This is a genomic window from Streptomyces sp. NBC_01551 (assembly GCF_026339935.1).
In the GTDB taxonomy this organism is placed as follows: Bacteria; Actinomycetota; Actinomycetes; order Streptomycetales; family Streptomycetaceae; genus Streptomyces.
Genome location: NZ_JAPEPX010000001.1, coordinates 4,956,430 through 4,969,807, shown reverse-complemented (window position 1 = coordinate 4,969,807; position 13,378 = coordinate 4,956,430). Strand labels below are relative to the sequence as shown.

General features: G+C 74.6%; 7 protein-coding genes. 1 reads left to right on the top strand and 6 read right to left on the bottom strand.

The genetic code is table 11. From position 1 onward, the window contains the following. Positions 1–73: 73 nt before the first annotated feature. Positions 74–2,776: an SCO5717 family growth-regulating ATPase gene (locus OG982_RS22615; RefSeq protein ID WP_266783945.1), complete on the top strand. Its 2,703-nt coding sequence runs from the start codon at positions 74–76 to the stop codon at positions 2,774–2,776. Between the two features lie 81 nt (positions 2,777–2,857). Here the strand turns inward: OG982_RS22615 and OG982_RS22610 are convergent, their stop codons facing one another. The 6 genes from OG982_RS22610 to infB all read right to left on the bottom strand — a co-directional run bounded on the left by OG982_RS22610 (position 2,858) and on the right by infB (position 13,362). Then, positions 2,858–3,820 carry a bifunctional riboflavin kinase/FAD synthetase gene (locus OG982_RS22610; protein ID WP_266783947.1) on the bottom strand — a complete coding sequence of 321 codons (963 nt, stop codon included), beginning with the start codon at positions 3,818–3,820 and terminating at the stop codon, positions 2,858–2,860. Between the two features lie 148 nt (positions 3,821–3,968). Then, complete coding sequence (locus OG982_RS22605) at positions 3,969–8,075, bottom strand: hypothetical protein (protein ID WP_266949180.1); 4,107 nt, start codon at positions 8,073–8,075, stop codon at positions 3,969–3,971. 314 nt (positions 8,076–8,389) lie between these two features. Beyond that, positions 8,390–9,298, bottom strand: a complete 909-nt coding sequence (truB, locus tag OG982_RS22600; protein ID WP_266783951.1) for a tRNA pseudouridine(55) synthase TruB — start codon at positions 9,296–9,298, stop codon at positions 8,390–8,392. Continuing rightward, positions 9,295–9,747: a 30S ribosome-binding factor RbfA gene (gene rbfA / locus OG982_RS22595; RefSeq protein ID WP_266783953.1), complete on the bottom strand. Its 453-nt coding sequence runs from the start codon at positions 9,745–9,747 to the stop codon at positions 9,295–9,297. Before rbfA ends, truB begins: the two co-directional genes overlap by 4 nt. A gap of 26 nt (positions 9,748–9,773) precedes the next feature. Continuing rightward, positions 9,774–10,067: a DUF503 domain-containing protein gene (locus OG982_RS22590; RefSeq protein WP_008737690.1), complete on the bottom strand. Its 294-nt coding sequence runs from the start codon at positions 10,065–10,067 to the stop codon at positions 9,774–9,776. A 178-nt stretch (positions 10,068–10,245) separates the two neighbouring features. Then, on the bottom strand, positions 10,246–13,362 hold the full coding sequence (gene infB / locus OG982_RS22585) for a translation initiation factor IF-2 (RefSeq protein ID WP_266783956.1): 3,117 nt from the start codon (positions 13,360–13,362) through the stop codon (positions 10,246–10,248). Between the last annotated feature and the right edge of the window lie 16 nt (positions 13,363–13,378).

The window sequence follows — 13,378 nt, the reverse complement described above, 5'->3', positions numbered from 1 at the left end:
GCACGATTAGGCTGAGCGTGGGCGCGGCGTTGAGGTGGGCGCCGGACCAGTGTTCGACAGACCAGGAGGACCAGTGAGCGGCGATCGGAACGAGAGGCGCGGCGGGACGTGGGACGTCCCGACGGACGATCAGTCCGACGCGGAGCCCGAGACGACGGGCGAGTTCACCATCGACTACACCCCGCCGGCCTGGTACACGCAGGGTGCGGCGGCTCCTGCCCCGACCACGCCGGTGCCGGGTCTCCCCGAAGGCAGCGGCTTCGAACCCCACCACCCTTCGGAGGTGGCCGCTCCGCCGACCATGCGGATCGGCCCGCCCGCGCAGCGCACCCCCGGCGACGAGGGGGGCGCGCCGAAGCCGCCTGGCGCCTTCCCCGCCCCGGCCGTGGAACCCCCTGCTCCGGCACCCGAGGCCGCCGTCCCGGCTCCGCCGGTGACGGTTGCCGAGGCAGTCGAAACGCCCGCACCGGTCGCGGCAGCGGCTGCCGAGACTCCCGTCGCTGATGCGTCTGCCCCTGCCCCTGCCCAGGTTCATGCGGCCCCGGCTCCCGGACCGTTCACGCCCCCGGCTCCGACTCCGGTCAGTGACGCGCCCGCACCCAACCCGTACGGGGGACCCACCCCGGTCGACGCGGCGGCCGCGCCCGCACCGTTCGCGCCTCCGGCGCCGGTTGACGCGGCGCCCGCACCCAACCCCTACGGGGCGCCCTCCCCGGTCGAGGCGGCGCCGGCCGCCGCACCGTTCGGTCCTCCGGCTCCGAGCGACGCTGCGCCCACTCCGATGCCCAACCCGTACGGGGGACCTGCCCCGGTTGACGCGGCGCCCGCACCGGCATCGTTCGCACCTCCGGCTCCGGCCGACGCGGCGCCCGCACCGACGCCCAACCCGTACGGGGGACCTGCCCCGGTTGACACGGCGCCCGCACCTGCCTCAGCACCCCTCGCAGCCTCGGCCCCGGTTGACGCGGCGCCGGCTCCCGCACCCTTCACGCCCCCGGCTCCGGCCCCGGTCAGCGATGCGCCCTCGCCCAACCCGTATGGGGGGCCCGCCCCCGTAGACGCGGCACCGGCCCCGGCTCCCGTCGGCGACTCCCCCGCACCCGCTCCGTTCGGGGGGCCTGGCCCGGTTGACGCCGCGCCGGCTCCGGCGTCTTTCGGGGCTCCGGGCGACGCGGCGCCCGCGCCCGTCGCGGACAATCCCTATGCCGCGCCCGCACCGGTACCCGGTGGGGAACTGTCGGCGTTGCCACCGCAGTTCGCGGGTGCCGGGCCGCAGGACGGCTACGGGTTCCCGCCGCCGGAGCAGAACCAGCCCCAGCAGCCGCACGGGTACGGGTTCCCGGCACCGCTGCCTGAGGAGGCGCAGCCCCAGCAGCCCCACGGGTACGGATTCCCGGCACCGCAGCCTGAGCAGCCGCAGGCACAGCAGCCCCATGGGTACGGATTCCCGGCACCGCAGCCTGAGCAGCCGCAGGCACAGCAGCCCCACGGGTACGGATTCCCGGCACCGCAGCCTGAGCAGCCGCAGGCACAGGCACAGCCGCAGCCCCAGGCCGCGTACGATCCGCAGGCCCAGGCGCAGTGGACGCAGCAGCCGTACCCGCAGCCCCAGCAGTACGACTCCCACTACCCGGCCGCCCAAGCCGCCGGTGGGGCGCCGCTCGGGTACACCGCGGCCGTCGAGCTGTCCTCCGACCGCCTGCTGCGCGGCAAGCAGAAGGCCAAGCCCCAGCGCTCCGGCTTCCGCTTCGGCGGCAAGGCGGCCGAGGCCGAGCGGCTGCGCAAGCTGGAGGCGATCCGTACGCCGGTCCTGTCCTGCTACCGCATCGCCGTCATCAGCCTCAAGGGCGGCGTCGGCAAGACCACGACCACCACCGCCCTCGGCGCCACCCTCGCCACCGAGCGCCAGGACAAGATCCTGGCCATCGACGCGAACCCCGACGCGGGAACCCTCGGCCGTCGCGTGCGCCGCGAGACCGGTGCGACGATCCGGGACCTCGTGCAGGCGATCCCGTACCTGAACTCGTACATGGACATCCGGCGGTTCACCTCGCAGGCGCCCTCCGGCCTGGAGATCATCGCCAACGACGTGGACCCGGCCGTCTCGACGACCTTCAACGACGAGGACTACCGCCGCGTCATAGAGACGCTCGGCCGCCAGTACCCGATCATCCTCACCGACTCGGGCACCGGACTCCTCTACTCCGCCATGCGCGGCGTCCTGGACCTGGCCGATCAGCTGATCATCATCTCGACGCCGTCCGTGGACGGGGCCAGCAGCGCGAGCACCACGCTCGACTGGCTCTCGGCGCACGGGTATTCCGAGCTGGTCTCGCGCTCGCTCACCGTCATCTCGGGTGTTCGCGAGTCCAGCAAGATGATCAAGATCGAGGACATCGTCCAGCACTTCGAGACCCGCTGCCGCGGCGTGGTCGTGGTCCCGTTCGACGAGCACCTCGCGACCGGCGCCGAGGTGGATCTGGACCTGATGCGGCCCAAGACCCGCGAGGCGTACTTCAACCTCTCCGCCCTGGTGGCCGAGGACTTCCTGCGCGCACAGCAGCAGCCTCCGCAGGCCAACTGGAGCGCCCCGCAGCAGCCCCAGGCCCAGCAACCGCAGCAACCGCAGGCCCCCCAGCCGCAGTACCAGCAGCCCCCGCAGCAGCCCCAGCCGTACGCCCAGCCCTACCCGCAGCCCGGCCAGCCCTGGCAGCCACAGGCCCCGCAGGCCCCGCAGCCCGGTCAGCCCCCGCGCGACCCGCGCCTCGGCGGATAGCGGCACCGCAGCGAGAAGGGCCCGTACCGACCCTGGAACCCCAGGACGGTACGGGCCCTTGCCCGTTCAGCGTTCAGCCGCTCAGCCGCGCCGCGGCGCGTCGTACGCCTCCGTCAGCACCCGCGCCCGCTTCACGTCGTCCGCGATCGCCTCCAGCAGCCCGTCCAGCGACTCGAACTTCGCCATCCCCCGCACGTACGCGAGGAAGTCGACGGTCACGTGCTTGCCGTACAGGTCCAGCCCGATCCGGTCGATCGCGTACGCCTCCACCGTCCGGTCGGTCGCGTCGAACTGCAGGTTCGTCCCCACCGAGATCGCCGCCGGCATCCGCTCGCCGTCCGCCGTCAGCCAGCCCGCGTACACGCCGTCCGCCGGGATCGCGGTGTGCGGCCGCGTCTCCACGTTCGCCGTCGGGTAGCCGAGCTCGCGCCCGCGCTGGGCGCCGCGCACCACGACGCCCTCGACCCGGTGCGGCCGCCCCAGGATCTCGGCGGCGCCGTCCATGTCGCCCTCGGCGACGAGCCGCCGCGCCAGCGTCGAGGAGAACGGCACGCCGCCGCCCGCGTCGCCCCGCTCGACCAGGTCGACGACGTCGACCTCGTAGTCGTAGGTGCCGCCCAGCTCGCGCAGGAAGTCGACGTTCCCGGCGGCCTTGTGGCCGAAGCGGAAGTTCGGTCCCTCGATGACGGCGCGCGCGTGCAGCTTGTCGACGAGCACCTTCACGATGAAGTCGGCCGGGGACAGCTGCGAGAACTCCGCCGTGAACGGCAGGATCAGCAGCGCGTCGACGCCCAGCCCGGCCATCAGTTCGGCCCGCCGGTCGTACGGGGCCAGGATCGGCGGGTGGCTGCCGGGGCGCACGACCTCGCTCGGGTGCGGGTCGAAGGTGACGACGACCGAGGGGACGCCGAGCTCGCGCGCTCGGGCGACGGCCCGGCCGATGATCAGCTGATGTCCCCGGTGCACGCCGTCGTAGGAGCCGATGGTGACGACGCTGCGTCCCCAGTCCTGGGGGATGTCCTCCAAGCCACGCCAGCGCTGCACTGTGACCGCTCCTCGCCCGAACCCGTGTAGTCCCTGTCCTGATTGCACGTCTAAGACTGCCATGCCGGTGCGCGGGGCCCCGCATCGGCGTCGGGTCCCGGCCGCTCCCCGTCAGGCCGGGCCGCTCGCGGGGCCCCGGACCTGCGGTTCAGGTCACATCGCAGGCGGCTCTGCTGAGGGTCTCCACCGTGCGCCGCGCGCTCGGCCCGAGCAGCGCCGCGGCCGCCGGGCCGGCCTCCGCGAGCCAGCGGGCGACCAGCGCGCCGAAGGCCGGGTCGGTCCGGGCCAGCTCCACCGTCCGCCGCTCGAAGACCGCCGGTCCGCCCGGGACCCGCAGCAGCTGCCGCCCGGTGCGGCGCAGCAGCTCGCGGGTGCGGTCCTCGGGGCGCCCGGCGGCCCCGGTGGCGACGGCCTCCAGGAACGCGCCCAGCACCTGCGGATCCGCCTCCTGCGCGAGCAGTACGTCGGCCAGCTCGCCCCGTAGCGCGTGCGAGGGCTCCCCGCCGGGCGCGGCCAGTACGGCGGCCAGCGCGGCCCGTACGGACACCGGGCCGGTCCGGAGCAGGTCCAGCACGAGCGGGCGCAGCACCGGTCCCGCCGCCAGGCCGTGTTCGAGGCGCCGGTCGACGAAGGCGGCGGCGTGCGGGGCGTCCCCGGGATGGCGCGCGAGGTGGTCCCGTACGAGGTCCCCCGCGCGGCGGGCCAGCCCGGGCGTGCTCAGCGCGGCCAGGGCCCGGAGCACCTCCCCGTCGGCCCGGGCCCGCAGGGCGTCGAACACGGCGTCCGGGTCGGGCAGTACGGGCAGCGCCGAGACCAGCGCGGTCGCGGGCAGCCGGGAGCCGCGCTCGGGGTCGCGGAAGCAGGCGAGGGCGTCGGGGAGGTAGCGGGCGCGGACCTGGGGGTCGCGCAGCAGCATCCCGAGGGCGCTGCCGTGCAGGGTCGCGTCGCCGGGGCGGGCGAGCAGCGCCTGGGCGGCGTGGCGCAGGAGTTCCCGGTCGGCGGGGGTGCGCACGTGCGGGGCGGTGGCCAGCCCGTACGCGGCGGCGGCGACCCGCCGCCCGGGCCGTTCGTCGTGGGCCCAGCGGTCCACGGCCCGGCACAGCGCGGAGGGTTCCTCCTCGGCGAGTACGGCGAGCAGCTCGTCGGCGCGGGAGTGCGCGGCGGCGACGAGGGCCTCGGTGAGGTCGTCCACGGCCGGGCGGCGGTGGGTGTGCAGGAGGGCCTGGGCGGCGGTGGCGACGGTGGCCCCGGGGCGGCCGCGCAGCCGGCGCTCGTCGGTGAACCAGGCGCAGAGCAGGGGCTGTACGAAGCGGGGGTCGCGGGCGAGGCGTCGGGCGGCGGCGTCGAGGTAGCGGTGGTCCGAGGGCAGCAGGCGGCGCAGGAGGTCGAGGCGGTCGGGCTCGGGGAGGCGGAGCCGGTTCCAGAACCAGCCGCCGAAGGTGTCGTACGGGTCGGGACCGGGGCCGGTGCGGTGGCCTGCGTGGGTTGGAGGAGTTGGACGGGTTGGACGGGTCGGACGGGTTGCATCGGGCGCCTGCACCGCGTGCGTCGCGTGGGCGGTCCGCGCCACGTGCTCGGCGAGGGCGTGCAGGACGGGCAGGTGGGGTACGGCGTCGGGGGCGCGCAGCAGGGTCTCGCGCAGCAGCCGGGCGGCCCACCAGGCCCGGTCGGGGTGGACGGCGCCGCCCGTCCGCTCCTCGGCGAAGGCGTTGAGGGCGCCGAGCAGTCGCATCAACTGGTTCCGCATCTCGGCGCGCGGCAGCCGGCGCAGGGCCTCCAGGACGGGGCCGATGCGGTGCCGGGGGACGGGCAGGCCGGGTGCGGCGGGCCGGTGGACGAGGCAGTCGAGGGCGGCCGGCACGTCGAGGTGGCCGGCCTGGAGCCAGTCGGACAGTTCCTCGTGGGCGAAGCGGTAGCCGGGCCCGGCGGGGACGAGCAGCCCCTCGGTGAGCACGGCGGAGGCCCAGCCGGTGCGCCAGGGGAACAGCTCCTCGAAGGAGGCCCGGTCCAGCTCGCCCTGGCCCGGGCCGAGGCAGCGGCGGGCGGCCTCGTGCACCCGTCCGGCGACCCGGGCGGCCAGCCGCCGTACGCCGGGGCCGTGCACGCGTGCGGAGGCCGAGGCGGCGATGCGCACCGCGACGCGGAGGGCGAGCAGGTCCAGGTGGGCGCCGAACACGTCGTCGCGGCCGGGCCGGCCGGCCGTGACCTCGGCGGCGCGGACACCGGCGAGCAGGCGCAGGGTGAGCGGATGCCGCGCGTCGGCCTCCTGTACGGCGCCGGCGGGGATCCCGAGGCGGGCTCTGGCGAGTTCCGCCTCGGCGGGGGTGAGATCGCCGACCGCGAGCGCGGGCGGCATCCGCCGGGCGGCGCGGGCCGGGGTGTGCAGTGCCTCGGGCGGATACAGCGCGCCGGCCCGCTCCCAGAACTCGGGCCGCGCCCCTACGACGAGCCGCGCCCCGGTACCGCGCAGCCAGGCGGTGGTGGCGTCGGTCCACTCCCCGAGCCGGTGGGTCAGCTGCGACGGCATCTCCTCGGGCGCGTCCAGCACCACCAGCAACGCCCGCCCGGCCCCGCCCGCCAACCGCGCCACCCGCCCGGCGATCCCCTCGCCCGGGTCCGCCCCGGACGGCGCGGCCGACCGCGCGGGAGCTGTCGCAGCTCCACCCCGGCCCGAGGCGCCGACAGCCCGCGCCGCTCCCCACCCCCCACACCCGCCTCCGAACGCCCCGTCAGAACCCCGCTCCCCCACGGCCCCGGCAACCCGCCGACCACCCACACCGCCACCCGCCCCCTCGGCCCCCGGCCCGCGCGCCGCCCCGGACGCCCCCGCGCCAACCCCAGCAGGCTCCGGCCCGGCCACCACCCCCGCAGCCTCTCCGGCACCCGCGCCGCTGCGCTGCTCCGGCACCCGACCGCCGGCCACCCCACCGGCACCGCCCCCAGGCCCCACCCCGGACGCCCTCGCGGCAGCCCCCGCAGAGCCTCCCTCAGACGCCGACGCAACACCGCCGCGTCCGCCTCCGGCATCGCCCGACCCCGCGCCCCACCCGCCGGCCACCCCACCGGAACCGCCCGCAGACCCTGCGGGGTCCGGTTCGTGCGCGGGCGCGGCGGGTCGGCGGCCGGTGTCGGGGGCCGGCGCCTGCGCTCGGCCGGCGGCGGCCCCGCCGGGGCTCGGCCACGGGCGGGTGCGGCGGCGGGCGTGGGCGCTCGGCTTCGCAGACCGGTCGGAGTTCCGGCGGGCGGCGTCGGGGGCCGGCGGGCCGGTGCCGTCGTCGTCAGGCCCGGCCGGGGCGGCGGCGGGGGTGGCACAGGAGACGATCCGGGCCGCCGATTCCAGGGTGCGGGTGACGGCGTCGGCCAGGGAGGCGTCCCCCGCCAGGAGGTCCGCGCCGCGCAGCCACAGGGTCGGCGCCGGGTACGCGCCGCGCGCGCGGGCCGCCGCGAGGGCGGCCAGGGCGGTCGTGCGGCCGGTCCCGGGGTCTCCGACGAGGCCGAGGACGGGCCGGTCCCCGGCGGTGAACGCGGCCAGCTCGGCCGCGATCCCCGGCCGGGGCACCGGTTCGGGCTGCTCCGGGGTGAGGGCGGCGCCGACCGTGGTCCCGGTCAGTTCGAGCGCGCCCGCCAGGTTCAGGTCCGCCCCGTACCCGGGGACACTGGCCGCGTTGCGCTCCAGCAGCGCCGCCAGCGCACCGCCCGGATCGGCCGCCGCGGCCGCGCGCAACGGCACCGCCAAACCGCCGGAGCGCCGCTCCGCCTGGAGAGCGGTGCCCAGGACCGCGAGCACCGCTCCGGTCTCGGCGTCCAGCACCGGCCCGCCGCAGGCCTCGCCCCCCAGCCGCAGCGCATCCCGCCCGTCGGTGCCGATGGCCAGCTCGACCACCGCCGGCAGCACATGGAAACGGTCCGTCGCGGTGTAGGTGGCCTCCGCGTCCGCCGAGAGCACCCGCGCCTGGCGCCAGCCCCGCGCGGGCAGCCGTACGTAAGTCCCCGGAAGGATCAGCTCGCACATCGCGACGGGCAGCGGCGCCACCCCGAGCCCGTCCGTCCGCACCAGCGCCAGCGCCAGCCCCGGCAGCGGGGTCACGTCCTGCGCCTCCGCGAGCCAAGTCCGCTCGCCGGGGCCGTGCAGGACCACCCGGGCCAGTCCGTCGACGGCCTCGTGGCTGGTGATCACCGTCCCGCGGTCGTCCGCGACGAATCCGCTGCCGCGCGGCCGCCCGGCAAGATCGCAGATCCTCACGAGCTCCGCCATTGCCGCACCACTCCCCCGCCACGCCCCGTGCTCATGACGGTAGGCAGGTGAAGATCAGCAGGAAAAGCACGCGGGGCGAAAGCGCCCCCTAACGCTCCCTCCATTCACTCCGAGCGCCTGCTCGGACGGGTGAATACGAGGCCCCGGATGGATAGAGACCTACCCGAGGGGGGTCGTGGAGCGGTGAGCAGCAGACCATGTGCGCTCACCGCTCCACGTCAATCGGCACTGCGCAGATCAACAGCGCGGCAGAGCAGCGGAGCAGGGGAAAACGGCGCCTCGGACGAGACGGCGCTTCCGACGAAGACGGCGCCTCAGACGAAGACCGCCAGCGACTTCGCCTTGCCGCCCTTGCTCTCCACGAGCCCGAGCAGCTGCCCACCCGGTCCGAAGACCGCGACGGTCTTGCCCTCCTCGTACTCCTCCGGCATCTCGATCCGCACGCCGTTGGCGAGCAGCGAGGCCCGCCGCGCGTCCAGGTCCCAGCGCGGGAAAGCCGCGGCCGCCGCCTCGCCGATCGGCATGACGGTCAGCTCCTCCTGGAGCTGGTCCAGCGTCCGCGCCCGGTCGAGCTTGTAGGGCCCGACGCGCGTGCGGCGCAGCGCCGTCAGGTGCCCGCCGACGCCGAGGTCGGCGCCGAGGTCGCGCGCCAGGGCGCGGATGTACGTACCGCTGGAGCAGACGACGGAGACGACGAGGTCGATGACCTTGGTGCCGTCCTCGGCCTCCGCGTCCCGCATGTCGTACACGCGGAACGACGAGATGGTCACCGGCCGGGCCGGGATCTCGAAGTCCTCGCCGTCGCGGGCGCGCTTGTAGGAGCGCACACCCTTGATCTTGATGGCGCTGACCTTGGACGGGACCTGCATGATCTCGCCGGACAGCTTGGCGATGCCCTTGTCGACGGCCTCGCGGGTGACCGCGGAGGCGTCCGCCGACGAGGTGATCTCGCCCTCGGCGTCGTCGGTGAGGGTGTTCTGCCCGAGACGGATCGTCCCGAGGTACTCCTTCTCCGTCAGCGCCAGGTGGCCCAGCAGCTTGGTCGCCTTCTCGACGCCCAGGACGAGGACGCCCGTGGCCATCGGGTCGAGCGTGCCGGCGTGCCCGACGCGGCGGGTCTTGGCGATCCCGCGCATCTTGGCCACCACGTCGTGCGACGTGAAGCCGGACGGCTTGTCGACGATGACAAGGCCGTCCGGCGTCTTCCCTGCGTTGCTGCTCATTCCGCGGCTGCGTCCTCGTCGTCGTCCTCGCCCGGCTTCTTGTACGGGTCGGCCTCGCCGGCGTACTGGGCACCGGAGGACACCTCCCGCACCTGGGCGTCGGAGGCGCGCGCCTTGTCGAGGAGCTCCTCGATGGTCTTCGCGTTCTCCGGGAGGGCGTCGGCGACGAAGGTCAGGGTGGGCGTGAACTTGGTTCCCGCCGCCCGGCCGACCGCGGAGCGCAGGACGCCCTTGGCGCTCTCCAGGCCCGCCGCCGCGCTGGCACGGTCCTCGTCGTCGCCGTAGACCGTGTAGAAGACCGTGGCCTCCCGCAGGTCGCCGGTGACCCGGGTGTCCGTGATGGTCACGTGCGTACCGAGCCGCGGGTCCTTGACACCACGCTGCAGCTTCTCGGCCACCACCTCCCGGATGAGGTCTGCCAGCTTCTTCGCCCGCGCATTGTCGGCCACTGGTCCGTCTCCTTCTTTTCTTGCAGTCAGTCTTCATCACCGTGGAGCCGCCGTCGTACCGACAGCAGTTCCACTTCCGGACGCGCCGCGACCAGCCGCTCACAGCGGTCCAGTACGTCCGACACGAACCCCGCGTCCCCACTCACCAGGGCGACCCCCAGGCGGGCCCTGCGGTGCAGGTCCTGGTCGCCCACCTCGGCCGCGCTCACCGAGAACTTGCGTTGGAGCTCGGCCACGATGGGCCGGACGACGGAGCGTTTCTCCTTCAGCGAGTGAACGTCGCCGAGGAGCAGATCGAAGGACAGAGTCCCCACGTACATGCAGTTCCGGATATCCCGCCGGTGCGGGTTCGGTGGCCTGCCGGGCCGTCGTCCGGCAGGATCACCCGGCGCTCGCGCGGCCGGGTCACCAGAACCGTACACGCAACGGCCGGGGCCGATCGACGGATATTCCGCCGACCGGCCCCGGTGTTACGACACGGTGCGAACCGCCTCGCGCTTACGCGCGCGGCTTCTCGCGCATCTCGTACGTCGCGATGACGTCGTCGATCTTGATGTCGTTGAAGGAACCGAGGTTGATACCACCCTCGAAGCCCTCGCGGATCTCGGTGACGTCGTCCTTGAAGCGGCGCAGACCGGAGATCGTGAGGTTCTCCGCGATGACCTTGCCATCGCGCAGCAGGCGCGCCTTGGTGTTGCGCTTGACCTCGCCGGAGCGGATGAGAACACCCGCGATGTTGCCCAGCTTGGACGAGCGGAAGATCTCGCGGACCTCCGCCGTACCGAGCTCGACCTCTTCGTACTCCGGCTTGAGGAGACCCTTCAGGGCCGCCTCGATCTCCTCGATGGCCTGGTAGATCACCGAGTAGTAGCGGACGTCGACGCCCTCGCGGTCCGCCATCTGCGCGGCACGGCCGGCCGCACGGACGTTGTAACCGATGACGATGGCGTCGGAGCCCATCGCCAGGGCGATGTCGGACTCGGTGACCGCACCCACACCGCGGTGCAGGACGCGGATGTCGACCTCTTCACCGACGTCGAGCTGGAGCAGCGAGGACTCGAGAGCCTCGACCGCACCGGACGCGTCGCCCTTGATGATGAGGTTGAGTTCCTGGACGAGACCGGCCTTGAGGACCGAGTCGAGGTCTTCCAGGGACACCCGGCGGACGCGCTTGGCGAAGTTGGCGTTGCGCTCACGCGCAGCACGCTTCTCGGCGATCTGACGGGCCGTACGGTCCTCGTCCACGACGAGGAAGTTGTCGCCGGCGCCGGGGACGTTGGTGAGACCCAGGACCAGGACGGGGGTCGACGGACCCGCTTCCTCGACGTTGTTGCCCTTGTCGTCGAGCATGGCGCGCACTCGGCCGTAGGCGTCGCCCACGACCATCGTGTCGCCGACGCGGAGGGTACCGCGCTGGACGAGGACGGTGGCGACGGCGCCGCGGCCGCGGTCGAGGTGGGACTCGATCGCAATACCCTGAGCGTCCTGCTCCGGGTTGGCACGCAGGTCGAGCGAGGCGTCGGCGGTGAGGACGACGGCCTCGAGCAGGGAGTCGATGTGCAGACCCTGCTTGGCGGAGATGTCGACGAACATCGTGTCGCCGCCGTACTCCTCAGCGACCAGACCGAACTCGGTGAGCTGACCGCGCACCTTGACCGGGTCGGCACCCTCGACGTCGATCTTGTTGACCGCGACGACGATCGGGACGCCGGCGGCCTTGGCGTGGTTGAGCGCCTCGATCGTCTGCGGCATGACGCCGTCGTTGGCCGCGACCACGAGGATCGCGATGTCGGTCGACTTGGCACCACGGGCACGCATGGCGGTGAACGCCTCGTGACCCGGGGTGTCGATGAAGGTGATGCGACGCTCTTCGTCGTTGACCTCGGTGGAGACCTGGTACGCACCGATGTGCTGCGTGATGCCACCGGCCTCGCCCGCGACGACGTTCGTCTTGCGGATGGCGTCGAGCAGTCGGGTCTTACCGTGGTCGACGTGACCCATGACGGTCACGACCGGCGGACGCGGCATGAGGTATTCCTCGCCGCCCTCGTCCTCGCCGAACTCGATGTCGAAGGTCTCGAGGAGCTCGCGGTCCTCTTCCTCCGGGCTGACGATCTGAACCTGGTAGTTCATCTCGCCGGCCAGCATCTCGAGCGTCTCGTCGGAGACGGACTGCGTGGCAGTGACCATCTCGCCGAGGTTCATCATCACGGCGACGAGCGACGCCGGGTTGGCGTTGATCTTCTCCGCGAAGTCGGTGAGGGAAGCACCGCGCGACAGGCGAACGGTCTCGCCGTTGCCGCGGGGCAGCATCACGCCGCCGACGGACGGGGCCTGCATGGCCTCGTACTCCTGGCGCCTCTGACGCTTGGACTTGCGACCACGACGGGCCGGACCGCCGGGACGGCCGAAGGCACCCTGCGTGCCACCACGGGCACCGGGACCACCGGGACGCCCGCCGAAGCCGGGACGACCGCCGCCACCGGCACCGGCCGGACCGCCGCCGAAGCCGCCGCCACCCGGACGGGGGCCACCGAAGCCGCCACCGCCGCCGGGACGGGAGCCCGGACCGGCCGGACGACCGGCGAAGCCGCCGCCCGCGGGACGACCGGCGCCACCGGGACGCGGACCGCCCGCACCGGGACCACGGCCACCGGGGCCGCCACCGGGACGGGGACCGGGACCACCGGCAGCGGGACGCTGCGGCATCATGCCCGGGTTCGGACGGTTACCACCGGGGGCACCACCCGGACGCGGGGCGCCGCCCTGCGGACGGGGCATGCCGCCCGGGGTCGGACGACCCGCACCGGGACCCTGCGGACGCGGAGCGCCACCGGGACCACCCTGCGGGCGGGGAGCACCCTGGCCGCCACCGGCGCCGGGGGCACCGGGACGGGGAGCGCCGGCCGGACGGGGCGCCTGCGGGCGCGCCATGCCGGTGGAGCCACCAGAGGTGAACGGGTTGTTGCCCGGACGGGGACCGGCCGGACGGGCGCCCTGGGGGCGCGGGGCCTGAGCGCCCTGGGGGCGCGGGGCCTGGGCACCGGGCGTGGCGCCGGCCGGACGCGGGGCGCCGGGACGGGCACCGGCCTGGCCACCCTGACCCTGAGCCGGACGCTGCTGCGCCGGACGGGGGCCGGGGGCCGCGGCGGGACGCTCGGTGCGCGCCGGGGCGGCCGGGGCCGCCGGAGGCGCGGAGAACTCGGTCGCCACGGGAGCCGCCGGAGCGGGCTTCGGGGCGGCCGGAGCCTTGGGACCGGGACGCGGGCCGGGTGCGGCCGGGGTCACCGGGGCGCTGACGGCCGGAGCCTCGGCAACGGGGGGCTTGGGAGCCACCGGTGCGCCGGGCTTCGGGGCAGCAGGACGTGCCGCGGCGGCCGGGGAGGGCGCCGCGGGCTTGGCGGGCGCGGCCTTGCGGGGCGCGCCGGGCTTTGCAGCGGACTTGCCGGCGGTGCCGGGCCCCTGCAGTGCGTCAGTCAACTTGCGTACAACCGGCGCCTCGATCGTCGAGGACGCCGAACGGACGAATTCACCGAGTTCTTGGAGCTTGGCCATGACGACCTTGCTCTCTACCCCGAACTCCTTGGCGAGTTCGTATACCCGGACCTTAGCCACTTCGCTCCTTTTAGGT